This is a genomic window from Streptosporangium brasiliense (assembly GCF_030811595.1).
In the GTDB taxonomy this organism is placed as follows: Bacteria; Actinomycetota; Actinomycetes; order Streptosporangiales; family Streptosporangiaceae; genus Streptosporangium; species Streptosporangium brasiliense.
The window spans coordinates 7,787,883-7,806,992 of the sequence record NZ_JAUSRB010000002.1 but is presented as its reverse complement, the minus strand read 5'-3'; the positions used below and the strand labels follow the sequence as shown (position 1 = coordinate 7,806,992).

At 70.3% G+C, this 19,110-nt stretch carries 18 protein-coding genes; 10 read left to right on the top strand and 8 right to left on the bottom strand.

Annotation, left to right across the window (positions count from 1 at the left end; all coding sequences use genetic code 11):
- Positions 1 to 64 precede the first annotated feature (64 nt).
- The 4 genes from J2S55_RS44800 (at position 65) to J2S55_RS44785 (ending at position 3,017) form a co-directional block, all read left to right on the top strand.
- Complete coding sequence (locus tag J2S55_RS44800; RefSeq protein ID WP_306874120.1) at positions 65 to 574, top strand: TetR/AcrR family transcriptional regulator; 510 nt, start codon at positions 65 to 67, stop codon at positions 572 to 574.
- A gap of 388 nt (positions 575 to 962) precedes the next feature.
- Positions 963 to 1,523 carry a cysteine hydrolase family protein gene (locus tag J2S55_RS44795; RefSeq protein ID WP_306874118.1) on the top strand — a complete coding sequence of 187 codons (561 nt, stop codon included), beginning with the start codon at positions 963 to 965 and terminating at the stop codon, positions 1,521 to 1,523.
- A gap of 420 nt (positions 1,524 to 1,943) precedes the next feature.
- Complete coding sequence (locus J2S55_RS44790; RefSeq protein WP_306874116.1) at positions 1,944 to 2,315, top strand: hypothetical protein; 372 nt, start codon at positions 1,944 to 1,946, stop codon at positions 2,313 to 2,315.
- Between the two features lie 144 nt (positions 2,316 to 2,459).
- Positions 2,460 to 3,017 (top strand): SET domain-containing protein, encoded by a 558-nt coding sequence (locus J2S55_RS44785; protein ID WP_306874114.1) that lies wholly within the window; start codon positions 2,460 to 2,462, stop codon positions 3,015 to 3,017.
- A gap of 62 nt (positions 3,018 to 3,079) precedes the next feature.
- Here J2S55_RS44785 and J2S55_RS44780 read toward each other — a convergent pair whose 3' ends face one another.
- From J2S55_RS44780 to J2S55_RS44770, 3 genes are all read right to left on the bottom strand, one after another.
- On the bottom strand, positions 3,080 to 4,306 hold the full coding sequence (locus tag J2S55_RS44780) for an MFS transporter (protein ID WP_306874112.1): 1,227 nt from the start codon (positions 4,304 to 4,306) through the stop codon (positions 3,080 to 3,082).
- Positions 4,307 to 4,484: 178 nt separating this feature from the next.
- A complete protein-coding gene (locus tag J2S55_RS44775; RefSeq protein WP_306858579.1) occupies positions 4,485 to 5,324 on the bottom strand; it encodes an IS5 family transposase in 840 nt (279 codons plus the stop codon).
- 260 nt (positions 5,325 to 5,584) lie between these two features.
- Positions 5,585 to 5,965 carry a winged helix-turn-helix transcriptional regulator gene (locus tag J2S55_RS44770; RefSeq protein WP_306874110.1) on the bottom strand — a complete coding sequence of 127 codons (381 nt, stop codon included), beginning with the start codon at positions 5,963 to 5,965 and terminating at the stop codon, positions 5,585 to 5,587.
- Positions 5,966 to 6,107: 142 nt separating this feature from the next.
- Here J2S55_RS44770 and J2S55_RS44765 point away from each other — a divergent pair, with 142 nt between their 5' ends.
- Positions 6,108 to 6,515: a RidA family protein gene (locus J2S55_RS44765; protein ID WP_306874107.1), complete on the top strand. Its 408-nt coding sequence runs from the start codon at positions 6,108 to 6,110 to the stop codon at positions 6,513 to 6,515.
- A gap of 284 nt (positions 6,516 to 6,799) precedes the next feature.
- Positions 6,800 to 7,498, top strand: coding sequence for an SDR family oxidoreductase (locus J2S55_RS44760; RefSeq protein WP_306874105.1), 699 nt, complete (start codon positions 6,800 to 6,802; stop codon positions 7,496 to 7,498).
- 104 nt (positions 7,499 to 7,602) lie between these two features.
- Here the strand turns inward: J2S55_RS44760 and J2S55_RS44755 are convergent, their stop codons facing one another.
- On the bottom strand, positions 7,603 to 8,376 hold the full coding sequence (locus J2S55_RS44755) for a GbsR/MarR family transcriptional regulator (protein WP_306874102.1): 774 nt from the start codon (positions 8,374 to 8,376) through the stop codon (positions 7,603 to 7,605).
- 377 nt (positions 8,377 to 8,753) lie between these two features.
- On the opposite strand from J2S55_RS44755, the gene J2S55_RS44750 reads away from it, so the two are divergent.
- Entirely contained in the window at positions 8,754 to 9,983 is a 1,230-nt protein-coding gene (locus J2S55_RS44750) for a serine hydrolase domain-containing protein (RefSeq protein ID WP_306875877.1), read from the top strand.
- Positions 9,984 to 10,097: 114 nt separating this feature from the next.
- Positions 10,098 to 10,826, top strand: coding sequence for a carboxylesterase family protein (locus J2S55_RS44745; RefSeq protein WP_306874100.1), 729 nt, complete (start codon positions 10,098 to 10,100; stop codon positions 10,824 to 10,826).
- A gap of 250 nt (positions 10,827 to 11,076) precedes the next feature.
- Here J2S55_RS44745 and J2S55_RS44740 read toward each other — a convergent pair whose 3' ends face one another.
- A complete protein-coding gene (locus J2S55_RS44740) occupies positions 11,077 to 13,026 on the bottom strand; it encodes a serine hydrolase domain-containing protein (protein WP_306874098.1) in 1,950 nt (649 codons plus the stop codon).
- 102 nt (positions 13,027 to 13,128) lie between these two features.
- Between J2S55_RS44740 and J2S55_RS44735 the strand changes: the two genes are divergently transcribed.
- A complete protein-coding gene (locus J2S55_RS44735; RefSeq protein WP_306874096.1) occupies positions 13,129 to 14,826 on the top strand; it encodes a sensor histidine kinase in 1,698 nt (565 codons plus the stop codon).
- On the opposite strand, the gene J2S55_RS44730 is transcribed toward J2S55_RS44735, so the two are convergent.
- A complete protein-coding gene (locus J2S55_RS44730) occupies positions 14,767 to 15,375 on the bottom strand; it encodes a response regulator transcription factor (RefSeq protein ID WP_306874093.1) in 609 nt (202 codons plus the stop codon). The genes J2S55_RS44735 and J2S55_RS44730 overlap by 60 nt on opposite strands.
- Before the next feature lie 303 nt (positions 15,376 to 15,678).
- The gene (locus J2S55_RS44725; protein WP_306874090.1) at positions 15,679 to 17,406 is read right to left on the bottom strand and encodes a glycoside hydrolase family 35 protein; all 1,728 of its coding nucleotides are present in this window, start codon (positions 17,404 to 17,406) and stop codon (positions 15,679 to 15,681) included.
- Positions 17,407 to 17,504: 98 nt separating this feature from the next.
- Here J2S55_RS44725 and J2S55_RS44720 point away from each other — a divergent pair, with 98 nt between their 5' ends.
- Positions 17,505 to 18,383 carry a helix-turn-helix transcriptional regulator gene (locus J2S55_RS44720; RefSeq protein ID WP_306874087.1) on the top strand — a complete coding sequence of 293 codons (879 nt, stop codon included), beginning with the start codon at positions 17,505 to 17,507 and terminating at the stop codon, positions 18,381 to 18,383.
- A 48-nt stretch (positions 18,384 to 18,431) separates the two neighbouring features.
- On the opposite strand, the gene J2S55_RS44715 is transcribed toward J2S55_RS44720, so the two are convergent.
- Positions 18,432 to 19,061 carry a TetR/AcrR family transcriptional regulator gene (locus tag J2S55_RS44715; protein ID WP_306874084.1) on the bottom strand — a complete coding sequence of 210 codons (630 nt, stop codon included), beginning with the start codon at positions 19,059 to 19,061 and terminating at the stop codon, positions 18,432 to 18,434.
- Between the last annotated feature and the right edge of the window lie 49 nt (positions 19,062 to 19,110).

Below are 19,110 nucleotides of genomic sequence, written 5' to 3'. Positions count from 1 at the left end.
AGCGGAATGTCAGCTTCCTCTTCTATACTAAGCGGAAGCCTGTCGTCCAGTTCGGGGGAGTTCAATGCGCGCCGATGCCCGCCGCAATCGGGACAGAATCCTGGAAGCGGCACGCGATGCGGTGGCCGAGCGTGGCGCGGACGCGCCGATGGAGCTGATCGCCCGCCGAGCGGGCGTCGGCGTCGGCACGCTCTACCGCCGCTTTCCCGACCGCGGCGTGCTGCTCGCCGCCCTGGCGGAGCAGTACGTTCACGAACTCCTGGACGCCCTCGACCGCGCCGTGGCGGCCGAGCCTGACGCGTGGGCGGCCGTCCGCGCCTTCGTCGTCTACAGCGTGGAGAAGGGCCGCGGTGCCATCGCGGCCGCGCTGGCCGGGACCTCCGCGCCGCAGGCGAGGCAGGCGCTGGTGCAGCGACTCGACGAGCTGGTACGGCAGGCGCAGGCGGACGGTGCGATGCGTTCAGATGTCGGCACCGACGACCTCATGGAGCTGCTCAACGTGTTCGCCTGCCACCCGGGCGTCGTCCCCGAGCGATTCCTCCCCCTCATGCTCGACGGCCTCGACCGGCGTTAGCCTTGCCGTCTTGGTAGGTGATCGAGGCCGGCACCGTGCTCCTCCTGCGCCGGGACCGGCTTGTCGGGGTCAAGGCGGCGGTGGATCGTGGCGCGGCTGACGCCGGCCCGAGCGGAGGGCCGTAACCAACGGCCTGCCGTCCAAGCTTCTCCGGCCGATGCGCCGCCGGCGCCGGTTCGATCGTTAACCGTGGCCGCCCATCCCGGTGGCGGACCACACCTACGCCCGGAATCTGACCGAGAAGCCGGTGTGCCGGGCACGGCGTCTGGTCGTAAGGCCCTGCCGATACCCGGATCTGTCCCGCTATCGTCGTACCGGATCGACGACAACAACGCCAAGGACACGACAGTGGAGGACGGCGGATGGCGCGCCGTCCGGACAGGAAACCATGACCACCACCGCGCTCATCATCGGCGATCTGCAGGCCGGCATCGTTGACAACCACCCCTTCGTCGCCGACCTGCTGCCCGTCACGGAGACAGTTCTGTCCGCGGCCAGGGCTGCCGGAATCCTCGTGATCTTCGTACGGACCGGCCTGCGGACCTCGGGCCTGGATGTGGCAGCGGGAAATCCGCTGGTCGCCGCCCTGAACAGGGCGGGCGCGCTGTTCCACGAAGAATCCTCCGAGACGTTCGTGCACCCGCGTATCCATCCGCTGCCGGGCGAGGCCGTCGTCCTCAAGCGCCGCACCAGCGCGTTCACCGCCACTGATCTCGATCTTCTTCTGCGCGCCCAGCGCATCGACTCGATCGTGCTGACCGGTGTTGCGACCGGGGCGATGGTCGCCGCCACGCTCTACGACGCCGCCGACCGCGACTACCGTCTCACCGTGCTCAGCGACGCCTGCGCCGACGGGGAGCCAGACGTGCACGACTTCCTGGTCAGCCGCATTTTTCCGGCCAGAGGCGCTGACGTCCTCACGAGCGAGGAGTGGATCTCCCGCCTGTGACAGCCGGCAGGAGTGAGGACCGAGGGCTCTGTCCGTGTGCAGGTTCACCGAGACGGCCGCCGCGCGACGCGGGCTCGTTGTCCGGTACATCGCGATCAGATGTGGGTCCTGGGCATATGCGGGCCGGCCCCTTATCGGATGGACCGCCCCATATCCTCAGAAAATTTCCCGGAGAACACCGGGCCGCCCTGGAGGGGCGGGCGACGCCGGTCCGGACGTTGGCGGCTCTCCAGCCGTCCGTACTCCACCCCCGGAGTGGGCCGCCTACGCGATCAGCTTCGACACGTTCTCCCACGGTGGCCCCCTGTCCATGTGAGGCAGGACGGCAGCCGGCACGATGAGCTGAACGGGGATCCCGCCATGGGCAAGGTCGGTCTCCGCGCATATCGTGATCGTATGACGCTGATCATGACATGTCGTTTGATCAACAGGTCTAGGGTTGTTCGGGCGGCGATCACCGGGCTGGCCGCGACGGCGGGAGTCCTCGCCCTCCTCATGCTGTCCACCACCATCCCCACGCTGAACTGGCTCACGCTCCCCTTGATGCCGCTCTACCTCCTGCTGGCGTTGCCGCTCGGCGCGCTCGCCGGTCGCCTCGCGGGGCTGTCCCGTCCCTGTCTGACGGTGGCCAACGGCTGGCTTCTCGCCCTGGTCGCCGGGGAGGTGCTCGCCTGGCTGCCCTCCGGCTACGACGCCGGCGCCAGAGTCTTCGTCGTAGGTCCCTACCTGGCGCTGTTCGCTCTGCCGGTCGGGCTCGCCGTCGTGGCCGGGCTCACGTCCGGGTCCGAGTGACCGGCGTGCGCCCTCTCAGCCCGGATATGTGATTGGCCCGGGTGCTGAACGCGCTCGCACGACGAGCACGTACGGCTGAGCCTCGGACGCGGACCGGTCACCATGCCCGAACCCCTCGACGACCTCATAGGGAGAACATCTACGATGAGCACGGCCTACGCGACTGAATGCTGGCTCACACCAAGCGCCCAGACCCGGTCCTCTCCGATCCAAGGCACCGGACTGTTCGCCATCGAACAGATCCGTCAAGACGAGGTCGTCATGCGACTCGGCGGACAGGTCATCAACGATGAGACCCTGGCCTCACTCGCCCCGCCCTACAGCAGTCTGACCGTCGCGCAAGGCCGCCACCTGCTGCTCGATCCCGCTCATCCAGTGCGCTACGGCAACCACTCCTGCGACCCCAACCTCTGGCACCGCGACGCGACCACCGTGATCGCGCGCCGTGAGATCAACCCCGGGGAAGAACTGACCATCGACTACGCCACCCACACCGGCGTTGAAGCATGGTCGATGCCCTGCCATTGCGGCAGCACCCTCTGCCGCCGCAGCGTGACCGGCAACGACTGGCGACTGCCCCAGCTCCAGGCTGCCTACGGCACCCACTGGAGCCCGCCCCTGCTCGATCGCATCAGAACCGCCACCGGACACGGGCATTCAGACAGGGGTCCCCGAGTTTCGGCCGTGGAGCCCACGAACTAGCGAACAGGCCCGGCGGCAGCTCAACCAGGGACTACGGCCGGTGATGCCGATACGTCAGCGGCTCAGTCGTCGTGGGCGATGTGCATGAGCTGCCGCCACAGCAGCACCACGAACACCGCGGAACCGGCGAAGGCGAACCAGAACGGCGCCGCGACGCCGAAGCGGGTGGCCAGAAGACCGCCGATCAGCGAGCCGACCACCAGACCGGCGTAGACGCAGATGGTGTTGACGCTGCCCACCCGGCCCTGCAGCTCGTGCGGGACCGCGCGCTGGCGGACGGTGACCGAGGTCGTGCCCCAGATGAACGCGTGCGCGCCGAAGACCAGGAAGATGCCCCCGGCGACCCATGGCGAACGGGTCAGGGCCAGGCCCAGGTGGGTGAACGTTTCGATGATGAGCCCGATCCGCATCAGGGCGCCGAGGCTCACCCTGCGGGTGATGGCCCCGTACAGGCCGGTGCCGATCAGGCCGCCGATCCCGCCGATGGTGGTCATCAGGCCGAAGCCGATGCCGCCGAGGCCGAGCTGCTCCTGGGTGTAGAGGACGAGAACCGACCAGGCCGCGCCGAAGGTGAAGTTGAAGATCAGGATCGTGAGCGCCAGCGTGCGGACCGCCGCGTGCCGGATGGTCCAGCTGAACCCGGCGATGAGTTCCCGTACGGTGTCGGGCTTGGGATCGGCGTCCTGCCGGCCGTGCGGCGGCAACGTGAGCCGGGAGACCAGAACCATCCCCGCCACCACCAGGAGCAGCTGGCCCGCGAACGGCCAGGTGAAGCCCAGGCCGAACAGCGCCGCGCCGACCGGCGGCCCGGCAAGCTGATTGAGCGTGATGAACCCCGTGCCCAGGCGGGCGTTGGCGATGACGAGATCGTCCTTGCTGACCATCATGGGCGTCAGCGTGGCCGTCGCGCTGTCGGCGAACACCTCGGCGATGGACCGGAGCGTGAGCGCCACCAGCGCCGTCACCACGGTCACCGTGCCGGTCACCATGAGCACGACGAGCGCCGCCAGCACCAGAGCCCGCACCGCGTTCGCGACGAGCACGATCCTGCGCCGGTCGTGCCGATCCGACAGCACGCCCGCGTACAGGCCGAACAGCAGCGGCGGCGCCCAGCCCACCAGGGCCGACAGCGAGATCATCAATGGATCGCGGGTCAACGTCGCGATCAGCAGCGGGCCTGCGGCGGCCGCGACCCCGTCACCGAGATTCGTCAGCCAGCTCGACGCCAGCAACCATCGGAATCCTGTCCCCAGCCGGGCAGGCAGGACCCTCTCCATCACTGTGACCACGAGCGCAAAACCATACGTTCCGGAGGGATCTGCGGCAACACGTTTTCACGGCCACGCGCGGTGCCGGACGGTCGCGACGGGCGCGCGGAAATCCAGCGGTATGCGCGGACGGCCTCCGTCTGTCGCGCTGGAGCGCTGAGTGGGTGTTTGATCCCGTGAGTTTCGTTTGGTTTGGCTTTCAGGTGTTTCGCCAGGTCGGGGTGGATTCGCGGGTGAGTCGGCGGGTCATGAGGTCGATCATGGCGGTGTGGATCATGGCTTCGGAGCGGGTGGGCAGGGCCTCGTAGTCACGGGTCAGGCGGCGGTGGAGCATCAGCCAGCCGAAGGTCCGCTCCACGACCCAGCGGCGGGGAAGAGGGGTGAACCCCCTGGTGGCGGGATCGCGGCGGACGACCTCGACATCGATGCCGAGGGCGGCGCCGTGCTCGATGACGGTGGTGCGGTAGCCGCTGTCGGCCCAGGCTTTGGTGATGGTCGGGTTGTCTGCGGCGACCTGGGTCAGCAGGGGCAGGCCGGCGGCGCCGTCGGAGACGCCGGCGGCGGTGACCAGCACCGCGAGGAGCAGGCCGAGGGTGTCGGTGACGATACTGCGCTTGCGGCCGGCGATCTTCTTGCCGGCGTCATAGCCCTGGCCGGTGGCCGGCACGTTGGCTGAGGTTTTGACGCTTTGGGCGTCGATGATGCAGGCCGTCGGTTCGGGATCGCGACCTTCTGTGGTGCGGGCCAGGCGGCGCAGCAGGGCGCTGAGCTGGATGAAGATGCCGTCGGTCTGCCAGTGGGCGAAGTATCCGTAGACGGTCTGCCAGGGCGGATACTCGTGTGGCAGGTAGCGCCAGGGGATGCCGGTGCGGTCGACGTACAAGATTGCGTTCATGATGGCGCGCAGGTCGTGCTCGGGTGGGCGTCCGATGTCCAGGCCCTTTCCTCTGCGTTCGGTGCGCCAGGCGGTCAGCACGGGTTCGAGGAGCTTCCAGCGGGCGTCGGACAGGTCACTGGGGTACGGTCGCTGCTCGGCCATGTCCTGGACGTATCGTGTGGCGCGCCGGCCGCCCAGCCCTTCGGAGATGTTCGTCACCGGGTGGTAAGGACAAAGCCTCAGGTCATGGAATGAGACGGGATTTTCCGGTACGAGACCGGCGCCTGGCGGGTGCTTAACCGAACGCGCTGGCTCGCGTATCTACCGAAAACCATACGAGACTGGCAGCCTCTCGAGGAGGCAAAATGGGGCGATAGCTCATAGAGAGGGATAAAACACCCACTGAGTGGTCGTTTGGCCCCTTAGGCGTCGAAGCGGCGGCGGGAGGCCTCGATGTGACCGAGGTACCGGTGGGTCCAGTCACACATTCCGTGGACCGTCCCCCGTAGGGCTCGGCCCGCCTCGGTGAGGGTGTATTCGACCCGCGGCGGCACGGTGGGGTGCACGCTCCGCTCGACCAGGCCGTTGCGCTCCAGCATGCGCAGGTTCTGGGTGAGCATCTTGTGGCTGATGCCCTCGATCCCGTTCCGCACCTCGCCGAAGCGCAGGGTGCGTTCCCCCAGAGCCTCGATGATCAGAAGCGCCCACTTGTTGGCGACGTCCGAGAAGATCTCCCGCGCCAGAGAGTCCGCGCGCCTCAGGTCCGCTTCCTCGGGTGAGCCCCCGAACTGCTTGGTCACCATAAGGTTCCCCAGTCACTAAAAAGTGCGTTCTTCCATGTCAGCGAACACTCTCCTACAGTTCCTAAGTAACCACAAGAGACCAAGGGTGTCTTGGTTCAGGGAAAGCGAGCCAACGGGCTCTCATGACGAGGAGGCAGGCGACATGGCCATCACCCTGGTTGACCCCAGCGGATTGCCGGAGATCAGCGCCTACCGGCAGGTGTCGATCGCGACCGGGTCGAAGTTGGTGTTCGTCGCCGGGCAGGTCGCCTGGGACGCCGATGGGGTCACGGTCGGCGAAGGCGATCTCGCCGCTCAGGTCGAGCAGTGCTACCTCAACATCGGCACCGCCCTGGCCGAGGTCGGCGCCTCCTTCGACGACGTGGCGAAACTGACTGTCTACGTCGTCGACTGGACCCCCGACAAGCTGCCCCTGTTCCTGGAGGGGGTCGCTCGGGCGGCCGCGAAGCTGGGGGTCACCCCGGTGCCGCCGGGCACGCTGCTGGGCGTTGCGGCACTGGACGTCCCCGACCATCTGGTCGAGGTCGAAGCCACCGCGATCATCGACTGAACACTCCTCGCTGTGCGAAGTCGCGGCCCGCCGTACGGCGGGTCGGCTCCGTACGGCGGGTCGGCCGGCCTCGACCCCGCTTGGCGGCGGCCGTCGCGAGCGGCCGCGTCCGGAGGTCGCGCACGGCCCGCCCCGCGACTGGGACGGGCCGGCGCCTCCCGGGTGAGCCGGACGGAGCCTTGGCCGCCCGACCGGTTGGGTTGGAATTTCCAACTTACATGCTCCCTGGTAAGTTGGAAATTCCAACCCACTATCGCTTGGGGCGAGATATGCAAGATCAGGGCATGGATCTCCAGGGCTGCACCGCCTTGGTGACGGGCGCCAACCGCGGGCTCGGCAGGGCCTTCGCGCTGGCACTGCTGGAACGGGGCGCGCGCACGGTCTACGCCGGCGCCCGTGACCCGGGCTCGGTGACCGACCGGGACCTTGTCCCGGTCGAGCTCGACGTCACCGATCCGGCCTCCGTCGCCGCGGCGGCCCAGCGGTGCGGCGATGTCACGCTGCTGATCAACAACGCCGGCATCGGGCTGCGCAGCGGGCTGATCGCGGCGCCTTCGCTTGAGGCGGCACGTGCCGAGATGGAGACCAACTTCTTCGGCGCGCTGGCGATGTGCCGCGCCTTCGCCCCCGTCCTCGGACGTAACGGCGGCGGAGCGATCGTGAACATGTTGTCGGTGCTGTCCTGGGCCACGCTGCCGGCGGTGGCCTCGTACGCCGTCTCCAAGGCCGCCGCCTGGTCGATGACCAACGGCATCCGCCTGGAGCTTCGAGGACAGGGCACCTTGGTGGTCGGCGTGCACGCCGCCTTCATCGACACCGACATGGCCGCCGGGATCACCCTTCCCAAGACCGCTCCGGCCGAGGTGGCCGCTCAGGCTCTGGACGCCGTCGAGAAGGGGCACCACGAGGTCCTCGCCGATCGCATCACCCGGCAGACCAAGGACGGGCTCTCTTCGGCGGACTTCGGCCTGCCCGCCGTATGACCCGCACGGCATCGCGTGGAGCAGGTGTGGTGAAAGCAGTCCGGCGGGCGACCGCTTGTGAAACACCCTCCGCCCCCGAGGCGGGCCTGTCAGGGCGTTGCCGATCAGCCGCCGGCTGCCCGCTCGTCTTCCCGGTCCAGTGCGTGAGTCCGTCCCGGGTGGTCGGCGTGTCGGGGTGCTGGGCGCTGCCGCCACTGCTCGATGGCCTTCCGGTGGGCCTCGCTCACCAGGAGAAGGAATTCGGCGGAGGACTCGAAGCGGGCACCCGCCGGGGTCGCGGCCCCGAGGATCTCGGCTCCGCGCTGCGACGCGGCCGTCAGGGCGTCGTTCATCTGCAGAGATGCGAGGAGAGACCGGAGCCAGATCTCATCGTCGACGACATAGCGTTCGCGGCGCGCGCCGGGAGGCCGTTCCCGCCTGAGCATTCCCTGCTGTTCGAGGAAGGCGACGGCGTGCGAGACGGACGCCGGGCTGACGCGGAGCCGCTGGGCCAGGTCAGAGGCGGTCAGGGTGCCGGAGTCGGTGATGTACAGGCAGGCCAGCACCCTGGCCTCCATCCGGGGCAGGCCATGCTGAACGAGGAGGGCGGTGAAGGACTCGGTGAAGTCCCGCACCGCTTGGGGGTCACGCCCATGGCCGCCGTCGGGGATCGGTGGCGCCGGAGGCTGAGCCTGCTTGTGCCGGCGCGCACGGTGCCGGGTGGCCTCGTGCGCCCGGTCCGCCCCGTAGCCGTCGGGTCCGCCGTTCCGGGTGACCTCCCGCATGACGGTCGATGCGGGCCGCTCCAGCCGCCGGCCGATCTCTGCGTATCCGAGTCCCTCGGCCAGCCCCGCAGCGATGCGCCGGCGGTCCTCATCGGTGAGTCTGCCTCCGGGCATCGGTGCTCGTCTCCTGTCTGTCGGCATACGCGGAGCTCTGTGCCCGCCCACCCGCTGCACAGTATGCATTCACTCGGAACCCATTGCAATGCAAATTCGATCATCCATTGCATTCAGCTCCACGGTCATTGCAAAGCAAGCCCTGTTCTCTATGAGAAACAGGCAAGTTGAGCCTTCATCGTTTGTTGACTGATTTGTGAATGCAATGTAGCGTCGCAGCGTTCAGAGATTCCCGAACGGTGGCGGATGCGGGTGACGCCGCAGAGGAGTCTCCGTGACTAAGCTCACCCCGCCCCCGTGCGTCGCTCGTCGAAGCCATGGGCGCCGGGCCGGGACGGGTCCTGCGAGATCGAAAACTGTATGCAAGGAGATTCATGATGGGGACTGGCAACACCGGCTTCTCCGAAGCGGGGCTGCGCAGACTGCGCGAGGTGCTGGCACGGCATGTCGAGTCCGGGAAGATCCCCGGGCTGGTCGCCCTGGTCGGCCGGGGCGGTCAGACGCATGTCGAAGCGCTCGGGACGATGCGCCATGACGGTGGCGCGCCGATGCGGCGGGACACGATCTTCCGGATGGCGTCCACGTCCAAGCCGGTCGCGGTGGCGGCGGCGATGGTCCTGCTGGACGAGTGCCAGGTGCGGCTGGATGACCTGGTGGATCCGTGGCTGCCGGAACTCGCCGACCGGCGGGTGCTGAAGCGGATCGACGGCCCGCTGGACGACACCGTGCCGGCGCGGCGGCCGATCACCGTACGGGACCTGCTGACCTCCACGTTCGGGCTCGGCATGGACATGACGGCGCTGGGCTCCCCGATCATGGGCGCGATCTTCGAGCAGGGGCTCACGCCCGATCTGCCGGAGCCGATGCCCGAGCCGGATGAGTGGATGCGCCGCCTCGGCGCGCTGCCGCTGATGTACCAGCCCGGCGAGCGCTGGCAGTACCACATCAGCGACGATCTGCTCGGCGTGCTCGTCGCCAGGGTCACGGGCCGGCCGTTCGAGACGTTCCTGCGCGAACGCGTCTTCGACCCCCTGGGGATGAAGGACACCGGTTTCCACGTGCCCGCCGGCAAGATCGACCGGCTGCCGCCCCTCTACGCCCCCGACCCGCAGACCGGCGAGTTCCACGTGTGGGACGAGGCGGCGGGGGGAAGGGTCAGCCGGCCCCCGGCGTTCCAGGGCGGTGGCGGCGGACTGGTCTCCACCGTCGACGACTACCACGCCTACTTCCGGATGCTGCTGAATCACGGTATGCACGGGACCGAACGGATCCTGTCCCGGCCCGCCGTCGAGCTGATGACCACCAACCGCCTCACGCCCGAGCAGCAGGCCGCCCGACACGCCATGGCCACCGACAACGTCCATATGTCATTCGGCCAGGGGCAGCACGGCGGCTGGGGCTTCGGGATGGCGGTGCGCACCTACCGCGGCGACTACGCGCCCATCGGCCAGTTCGGCTGGGACGGCGGAGCCGGCACCTCGACCTACGCCGACCCGGACAACCAGCTCACCGGAATCCTGCTCACCCAGGTCGGGATGTCGGTCCCGGATTCGGCGCGGCTCATCCACGACTTCTGGACCACGCTCTACCAGGCGATCGACGACTGACGCCCGGCCGGGACCCGGACTCGCGGGACCGGCCACGCCGTCGCCCGCCCTGCTCCGCGCGTCGGACATCCTCGCCCGCAGCCTGTCCCGCACACCGGCCAGGGAGCACACGCGATGACCCGGCACGTGACCGTACGGCTGAGCGGCGGCGCCATCCGCGGCCGCCGGCTCGACGGACACCTCTCGTTCCGGGGGATCCCCTATGCCGAGGCCCCGGTCGGAGAGCGGCGATGGCGGCCGCCCGTGCCGGTCGCGCCGTGGCCCGGGGTCCGGGACGCGACCGTGCCGGGGAACCCCGCGCCGCAGTCGGCTCAGTCGTTCGCGGACGTCACCTCCGTCGACGAGGACTGCCTGACGCTGGACGTCACCGTGCCGGAGGCCCCGGGCACCGGGCGCCCGGTGATGGTGTGGCTGCACGGCGGCGGCGGGACGAACGGGACCGCCGCCGTCTACGATCCCCGGCGGATCGCCGTCGCCGGCGACGTCGTCGTCGTGGCGCCGAACTTCCGGCTCGGCGTGTTCGGGTGCTTCGGCTATCCGGGCCTCGCCGACGGCGGGACCTTCGGCCTGCGGGACCAGCAGGCCGCACTGCGCTGGGTGCAGCGGGAGATCGCGCGATTCGGCGGTGACCCGGCGAACGTGACCCTGGTCGGAGAGTCGTACGGGGCTCTTACGATCGCGGCGCACCTGGTGTCGCCCGCATCGGCCGGGCTGTTCCACCGCGCGATCCTGCAGAGCGGGTTCGCGATAGCGGCACAGTGTGAGCTCGCCGACCGGATGAACCGGTACTGGGCGGCCTTCGCCGCGCACGGTGATCCCGCCTGTGCCGACCTGCCGGCCTGACCCGGCGTCGGCACCGGCCACGTCCAGTCCCTGGCACCCGGACGGATCGGTGGCACGGACTACGTGGCCGAGCACCGCCTCGACTTCTGGGCGCGGATGCCCTGAGCCCGGGGCTGCCCGTCGTCGTCCGTCTGGACGGCCCTCCGCCCGGGGCCGTGCGATGAGCCCCGAGGTGGAGCGTTGTCGCGGGCCGGAGCGGGCGACCGTGGCGATCCGCACGGTCGGTCGATCAGTCGGCCGAGTCGGTTGATCAGTTGGTCGGGAAGGGCAGGGCGAGAAGGTTGTAGGTCATGGCGATCTTGAAGAACGCCACGCCGGCCAGCGCGAGCGCGGTGTAGCACAGCCGTCCGGGCCGGCCCCACCAGCCCTTCACCCAGGCCGGCACCGTGGCGGCGGTGACCAGGACGGCGGACAGGAACCCGGCCGTGGCGAGGACCGGCAGCGCGGCGAGCCGGGGCGCGTTGAGAGCGGTCAGCTCCATGACCACGTTCGGGTCGGACATGGTCGTCGCGATCCCGGTGACGAAGACGGTTACCAGCGCGGCCGTGATCCAGGCCAGGAGCCGGGCGACACGGGCGCCGGTCGGCTGCCGCGGGGCACCGGCGCGGGAGCGCCGCCGCAGGAGGCGCACCGAGGCGCTGATCGGCAGGAGGAGGAAGGCCGACACGAACACCAGGGTGCTGAGGCCGAGCATGATCATGTGCGGCATCGGGGTGTCGTACCAGGCCAGCTTCTCCAGGGCCTCGGACGGGTTCATCGAGCTGGACAGCGTTCCCTCGCCGTCGAAAACGATCCGTGCCTGGCCGTCGCGCTCCTGGAAGAGACCGGGACCGGCCGGCACCCAGTGCTGGGCCGTCCTGACCGGGTCGGGCGACAGCCCGGTGGTCGTCAGGGTGCCGTCGGCGTTGGCCCGCACGGTCGGCGCGGCGAACAGGGAGCTCACCTTCATGAGGCTGGTACGGCTGGTGCGGGTGGAGCGGTAGGTGCCGGCGTATCGCGTCACGTCGCCGTCCCCGGCGCCGGCACGCGCGGTCCCCGCGGTGGTCGATTCCGCGGGGAGGTAGCGGTCGACGATCCGGTCGACGAGGCTCTGGCCGTCCCAGTTCGCGACGGTGCCGACGCCGTCACCGTTGTAGACGACGTAGACACCGATGTTCTTCTCGGGGAGCAGGGCCATGACGTTGTGGTGGCCGGGCACGTCGCCGTCCTTGTAGACGAGCCGGTGACTGTTGCGTGAGCGCTGCTCGAAGACGTAGCCCATGCTCGGGACGCGGGGGTCCTGGGCGTAGTGCGGCTCCTGCAGGCGGCGGGTGAGGTCCCTGCCCAGGCGAGAGTCGTCGCGGAGCTGGGCGAGCATGAAACGGCCCATGTCGGCGGGGGTGGAGACGGGGCCGGTTCCCGTGGGGGCCCACGGCGCGTACTGACCCTTGACGGCGGCGTAGCCGTCTCCGCTCGGGCGGTAGGCGCCGGCGAGGTCCGCGTTCAGCGCCGCGGCGTGCGGCACGGCCATGCTGGTGGCGTTCATCCCGAGCGGCTTGAGGATGTGCTGCTCGACGTACTGCGCGAACGGTTGCCCGGAGGCGGCCTCCACGAGATGGCCCGCGAGCGCCATGCCGTAGTTGTCGTAGGCGACGCGCGTGCCCGGAGGGCGCACGCGTCGCGGTTGCCGGTCGGCCAGGCTGCGCGCCAGCGGGCCGACGTCCTCGGGATCGGCCTCGGCGAGCCCGACGATGTCGTCGTCGAAGCCCGCGGTGTAGGTCAGGAGGTGCTCCAGGGTGACGGGCCGGCCGGGATAGGAATCCTTGATCTTGAACGAGGTCAGGTACCGGTTGACGTCCGCTCGCAGATCGAGCCTGCCGTCGTCGACGAGTTGCAGCACGGCCGTGGCGGTGAACAGCTTGGCGAGCGATCCGGTGAAGAATCCGGTGGTGCCGGGGTCGACCGGCCGCCCCGTGGTCACGTCGGCGACCCCGTACCCCTTGGCGAGGACCGTGCGCCCACCGGAGACCACGACGACCGCCGCGCCGGGGATGCGGTCCCGGGCCAGCTGCTCGGGGACGACACGGTCCACCAGCTCGGCCAGTCCCGGCAGGCCGGCCCGTGGCGGGGGCGGCTCGGCGGCCGCCAGGGCCGGTCCCGAGGCGAGGAGCACGGCGCCGGCCAGCGCGGTCGCCAGGATGCGGGTGAGGCGGGTTTTCATGAGGTAGACCCTGCCGACCTGGGGCGATACCGGGCCAGTGCCAGGAGCACCGGCACCGCATGCAAAATCCACAATCAGTACATATCGCTAAAATCCTCCGCTGTGACGGTCATCCTGGTGGTCCTGGCAGGCGTGATGTTCGACCCTCTGGCCCCACTGCCCGGCGTCCCGGCGGCCGCCATGCTCGCCCTGCAGATCGTGCACAGCCTGCGCCGCCTGCGCGGTCCGTGGACGCTCGCCGCCCAGGCCCTGCTGTTCCCGTGGGCCGGGCCGGGCGCCCCCGGGTTGCTCGCCGCCTCCGTGCTCCTGATCGCGCGAGGCCCCCTGCGCCGGGTGCTGTTCTGCGCCGTCGTGGCCGTCGCCGGCCTGCTCAACACGGCCGACGCCTACGCCTGCGTGAACGCCATGGTGAACGCGCTCACCCAGGGCCTGGTCGTCTTCGGCGTCACCCGGCTGAACGAGCTGCGCATCGAACTGCACGCCGCCCGCCACGAACTGGCCGAGGCGTCGGTCGCCGAGGAGCGCGAGCGTGCCTCCCGCGACCTCGAAAGCGTCCTGGGCTCCAGCCTGTCGGCCGTCATCGCCCTGGCGGCGCAGGGGCGCACCGGCGAGATCCTTACCCTGGCCCGCCGTGCCGCCGCACGTGCCCGGCAGGCTCCCCCCGCCCCGGCGCAGCCGTCCTTCGACGACCTCACGCCCCGGCTCGCGCTCCCCATCCTGGTGACCGCGCACCTGGGTTTCCTGATCGTCTCGGCGGTGTTCCTGTGGCGGGCGGCCCCGCCTCCCGCGGTCCTGGCCGTCGGCCTGCCGACCGTGGTCGCCGTCACGGTCCTGCAGCTTCACCACTCGCTGCCCCGGCCGCCCGGCGTCCGGCCCCGGCACGCCGGGTGGACGCTCGCACTGCAGTCCGTCCTCGTCCTGGCGCCGCTGTTCTTCCCGGACCGCCCCTACCCGCAGTTGATCGGCTTCACCGCGGGCTCGATCCTCATCCTGTGGACACGCCGGGCGGCCTTCCCCGCGGTCGGCGCCGTCCTGCTGGCCACGGCCGCCACGATGGCGCTGCGCGGCACATCCCCGGCCGAGAACCTCTACTGGACGTTCAACGCGCTGGCCATAGCGGTCATGTTCCATGGCCTGGCCCGGCACACCGACATGGTCACCGAAGTGCGCCAGGCACGCCTGGCCCTGGCCGGGATCGCGCTGGCCGGGGAACGCCGCCGGATCTCCCGGGACATCCACGATCTGCTCGGTTACAGCCTGTCGGCCATCGTGGTGAAGGGGGAGCTGGCCGCCCGCGTCCCCGAGCGGGCCGCCGAACAGCTCGCCGACATCGCCCGCATCGCCGAGCGCGCCCTCGCCGATCTGGCCGCCATCCCCCGCGACAGCGGCCACCCGCTGTCGCTGGGGACCGAGCTGGCCTCCGCCCGCGAGGTGCTGTCCGCCGCGGGCGCGACCGTCCACGCGGATCCCGTCGTCGAGCTGCCGGGGGAGGTCGACGCGCTGCTGGCCACCGTACTGCGCGAGGCGGTCACCAACGTCCTGCGGCACAGCCGCGCCCGGCACTGCCGCATCGAGCTCACCCGGCAGAACGCCACCGCACGCCTGCGGATCACCAACGACGGCGTCGGCGAGGCCACCGCGCAGCCCGGTCAGGGCCTGACCAATCTGGCCCAGCGGGTGACCGCCCTGGGCGGTGTCCTGCGGACCTCCCGCGTCCCCGAAGGGTATGAGCTCCTCGTCCTACAGCCAACCGGCCTCGGTCGCGATCCGGACGGCGTCAAGACGGTTGCGCGCGTCTAGCTTGGTGACGATCGCCCCCAGGTAGTTACGTACCGTCCCCTTGGACAGGAACAACGTCGAGGCGATGGCGGCCGGCTCCAGGCCGCCGGCCGCCATCCGCAGCACCTCGACCTCCCGGGCGCTCAGCGGGTTCGGCCTGCCCATGATCGCCTGCGCGGCCAGATCCGGGTCGAGCACGCGCTCTCCCGCGGCCACCCGCCGGATCGCCTCCGCCAGTTGCGCGGGCGGCGCGTCCTTGAGCATGAACCCGCTGACCTCGGACGCCAGCGCCTTGCGCAACGTCTCCGGACGCCCCAGCGACGTGAGGATCACCACTCGGCACTCGGGAAGCCGCTCCGCCAGCACACCGGCCGCGGCGAGCCCGTCCATCTCGCCTGGCATGTGCACATCGAGCACCGCCACGTCCGGCCGGTGCTCCAGGGCCGCCGCCACCGCCGCTCTCCCCGACGCGACCTCCGCCACGACCGTCAGGTCGCCCTCCAACCCCAACAGTGCGACGAGGGCGCCGCGGATGAGTTCCATGTCCTCCGCCAGCAGTACTCGAATCACGCTCGCTCCTTCATCTCGCCGCACCGGCAGGGCGGAAGCCTCATCATCCGCCCTGCCGCCGGACCTCGGCGCGGCGGGGCCGGCCCGCGCGGTCGTCCGCGTGGAGTCGGGTCAGCCGGCCGCGACGCCGGTCCTCGGCGGCCCAGGGGACGGTGACGGGGGAGCCGCTCCGTCGCTACTCTCCTTCGCGGACGACGGTCCGGCAGCCGCTCGCCCTGGTGGCCGAGGAGACGGCGCGGTTGCTGCTGACGTTGATCGACGGGGCCGGGCAGGTGGATCCGGTGATACTGCCGACGGAGATCGTCAGGGGCGCTCCGGCCGGCCGAGGTCGGGCGAGGCGCGGATCTCGACGACCGGCTCGCCCACGGCGTCGAGTTCGAGGACCACGACCTCGTTGGCGCCCGGCCGCAGCACGGGGCCGGGCAGGTACAGGGTCCGCTGCGGGCCCCGCGACCAGTATCGGCCCAGGCCGAAGCCGTTGACCCACACATAGCCGTGCTCCCACCCGGGCAGGGCGAGGAAGGCGTCGGCGGGCTCCTCCACCTCCAGCGAGCCGCGGAAGAAGGCCGGCACGGGGCTGCCCGTGCCCTCCCGGAACGGGACCGGGGGGAGTTCCTCCAGCGACAGGGCCTGGGCGGTCACGCCGTGCAGGTACTGCCGCTCGTGCAGGATGCCGCCCACGATGCCCTTGCACTCCCCGAGCCGGGTGCCGTAGTTGACCCGGCCGAGTGATTCCACCAGCAGTTCGACCCGGGCCGGGCCGGCGACGTCCACCGACTCGCCGCCGTCCCGCGACAGGGTCGCCACGCGGACACCGTCCACGTACACGTGGGCGCGGTCGTGCAGCCCGTCCACGGTCAGGGGGTACGGCTGCCGCGGTCCGGGCACGTCGACCCGGTAGCGGACCAGGCCGTGGACGAGACCGAGCTCCTCGAAGGTCGGCGGCACCGGAGCCGTCACCGACTCCGCGGGAAAGGCGTCGGCGAGGGCGGCCGAACCGGTCATCCTGACGCGGGACGGGGGCAGGACGGGCGGGGCCGGCGGGGGCTCCGGCGCGCTGTTGTAGCGGCTGAGGATCTCCCGGAACCGCCAGTACTTCTCGGTGGGCCTGCCGTCCTCGGAGATCGGCGCGTCGTAGTCGTAGGAGGTGACGGTGGGCCGGTAGGTCCCCTCATGGTTGGCCCCGGCCCAGGTGCCGAAGTTGGTGCCGCCGTGAGCCATGTAGATGTTGACCGAGCCGCCCTCCTTGAGGAGGCGCTCCAGCACGTCGGCGGCGTCGGCCGCGGTGCGGGTGACGTGCTCGCTGCCCCAGTGGTCGAACCAGCCGAGCCACAGCTCCATGCAGGTGGCCGGGTCGTGCGGGCGGTGGCGGCGGAGGGTGGCGAAGGCGGCCTCCGGCTCGGAGCCGAAGTTGGCGGTCGCCAGGATGCCGGGGACGGCGCCGCCGGTCAGCATGTGGTCCTCCGGCCCGTCGGAGGTGAACAGGGGGACCTCGATCCCCGAGTCGCGCAGGAGGTCCACGAGGTGGAGCAGGTAGCCCGAGTCGGATCCGTAGGAGCCGTACTCGTTCTCCACCTGCACCATGATCACGTTACCGCCCTGGGTGATCTGATGCTCGGCGATCCTGGGGATGAGCTGGTCGAACCAGTGGTCCACCCGTTCCAGATAGGCGGCGTCGCCCGTGCGGACACGTCTGCCGAGGGTGTGGGTCAGCCAGGAGGGGAGACCGCCGTTCTCCCACTCCGCGCAGATGTAGGGACCGGGGCGGACGATCGCGAGCAGGTCGTGGCGGGCCGCCGCCTCCAGGAAGTCCGTGAGCTCCTCCAGCCGCCTGAAGTCACCCGGCCGTGGCTCGTGAAGGTTCCACGGGACATAGGTCTCCACCGTGTTCAGGCCCATCGCGCGCAGCATCGCCAGCCGGTGATCCCATTGGCCCGGATGTACGCGGAAATAGTGCATGGCTCCTGACAGGAGCCTGAAAGGCGCACCATCCAGGCGGAACTCCCCGTCCGCCGCCGAAAATTCACGCATCAACCGGTCCCTTTCATCCTGTGATGGGATCGTCATCCTGAACTATTACGATCCCCAGGTCAGCACAGCAAGCCTGCCGACCGCAGGCGGGGGAGGCCATGGACAATTCGCGGCGGCCTGTTGGACCGATCGAGTGGATCGAGGGGCAGGAGCACTGGGATCACTGGTGGCGTTACCTGACGCCCAGCCCCGCTCACCAGCGGCTGGGCCTGACCTGCCTGGGCGTTGGCATGCAGCAGGGCCGGCTGCCGGCCGTCGGCCCGCGCACCCTTGACCACTATGTCGCCGTGGTCATCACCTCCGGTGAGGGCTGGTTCTCCTCGGACGGGCGGCCTCCCGTCGACGTGCGGGCCCCCGTCCTGCTGTGGCTGTATCCGGGGGTCGTCCACCACTACGGCCCGTACGAACCGGGCTGGTCGGAGTGTTTCGTGGACTTCACCGGCTCCGCCGCGGCCGCCTACCAGGAGCTGGGCTTCATCGACAGGCAGGAGCCCGTCGTCCCGCTCTCCTCGGCCGAGGCCGTACAGCACCTGATCAGGAAGATGGCGACCGTCTGCCGGCAGGGCGGCCCGCACGTGGAGGTCGAGACCTCGGCGGGCGTGCACGAACTGCTCGTCACTCTCCGCCGAGGCCGGGCCGACCAGGACCCGAACGGCCACCCGGTGCTGGACAACCTGGCCAGGGACGCCTGCCTGCCGCTGACCATCCCCGAACACGCGCGGCGGATGGGCATGACCGTCGCGGAGCTGCGCGACTCCGTCCGCAGGAGCGCCGGCTGCAGCCCGAAGGACTACATCCTGTCGATCAGGCTGACCCGGGCCAAGGACCTGCTCGCCGGCACCGACCTCGGTGTCGCCTCCGTCGCGCGGCGCGTCGGCTACGACGATCCGGCGTACTTCACGCGCCTGTTCACCCGGCGCGTCGGATCGGCGCCGAGCGCCTTCAGGGAGCAGCAGACGCGGGGGCTCACCGGCTGAGCGCCCGGCCGCCGCGCGCGGAGGTGGCCGGTGACCCGGGAGCGGGGCTCAGGGGCGGCTGATCCCGGTGAGCAGGTTGGCGACGAGCGCCTCGGCGAACTCCTCGGTCAGCGGCTGGTCGGGGATGAGCAGGCGGTGGTAACAGGCGCCCCAGAGCTGGTCGACGACCACCTCGGGGTCGACGTCGGCCCGTATCTGACCCCGCTGCTTGGCCCGCTCCAGGGCCTCGACGGCCAGCTCCCGGCGCGGGGCCGAGTAACGCTCGCGGTAGAGGGCCGACAGTTCGGGGTCGGTCTGGGCCTGGCCGATGAGCTCGGGCATGACACGTCCCGCCCGGGTGTCGCGCATCAGGCGGACGAACGCCCGCACCTGCCCGGTGAGGTCGGCGGCGATGTCGCCGGTGTCGGGGAAGGCCAGGGTGGGACCGACCACGCTGAAGTAGCCGTCGAGTGCCAGCGCGCCCCTGGACGGCCACCACTTGTGGAGCGTCACCCGGCTCGCGCCCGCGAGGGCGGCGACCTTCTCGATGGTGAAACCGGCCATCCCCTCCGCGAGCAGGAGCTCACCGGCCGCCCGAAGGATCTCCCGTCGCACCTCGTCGGCCGGGCGCCGTCCACGCCCCCGGCGGACCGGCTGGGCGGACTCGGTCACGCTCACCTCCGGTGAATATATGGACACTGTGTTCATAATACTATATATGTACATAGTGTATACAGATTTTCCAGGG

Bases quoted from the DNA above. Each gene is read 5' to 3' on its own strand.
- J2S55_RS44785 (WP_306874114.1), top strand. From the start codon at position 2,460: ATGAGCACGGCCTACGCGACTGAATGCTGGCTCACACCAAGCGCCCAG.
- J2S55_RS44775 (WP_306858579.1), bottom strand. From the start codon at position 5,324: ATGGCCGAGCAGCGACCGTACCCCAGTGACCTGTCCGACGCCCGCTGG.
- J2S55_RS44770 (WP_306874110.1), bottom strand. From the start codon at position 5,965: ATGGTGACCAAGCAGTTCGGGGGCTCACCCGAGGAAGCGGACCTGAGG.
- J2S55_RS44725 (WP_306874090.1), bottom strand. From the start codon at position 17,406: ATGCGTGAATTTTCGGCGGCGGACGGGGAGTTCCGCCTGGATGGTGCG.
- J2S55_RS44740 (WP_306874098.1), bottom strand. From the start codon at position 13,026: ATGAAAACCCGCCTCACCCGCATCCTGGCGACCGCGCTGGCCGGCGCC.
- J2S55_RS44745 (WP_306874100.1), top strand. From the start codon at position 10,098: ATGACCCGGCACGTGACCGTACGGCTGAGCGGCGGCGCCATCCGCGGC.
- J2S55_RS44750 (WP_306875877.1), top strand. From the start codon at position 8,754: ATGGGGACTGGCAACACCGGCTTCTCCGAAGCGGGGCTGCGCAGACTG.
- J2S55_RS44765 (WP_306874107.1), top strand. From the start codon at position 6,108: ATGGCCATCACCCTGGTTGACCCCAGCGGATTGCCGGAGATCAGCGCC.
- J2S55_RS44720 (WP_306874087.1), top strand. From the start codon at position 17,505: ATGGACAATTCGCGGCGGCCTGTTGGACCGATCGAGTGGATCGAGGGG.
- J2S55_RS44760 (WP_306874105.1), top strand. From the start codon at position 6,800: ATGGATCTCCAGGGCTGCACCGCCTTGGTGACGGGCGCCAACCGCGGG.
- J2S55_RS44795 (WP_306874118.1), top strand. From the start codon at position 963: ATGACCACCACCGCGCTCATCATCGGCGATCTGCAGGCCGGCATCGTT.
- J2S55_RS44755 (WP_306874102.1), bottom strand. From the start codon at position 8,376: ATGCCCGGAGGCAGACTCACCGATGAGGACCGCCGGCGCATCGCTGCG.
- J2S55_RS44800 (WP_306874120.1), top strand. From the start codon at position 65: ATGCGCGCCGATGCCCGCCGCAATCGGGACAGAATCCTGGAAGCGGCA.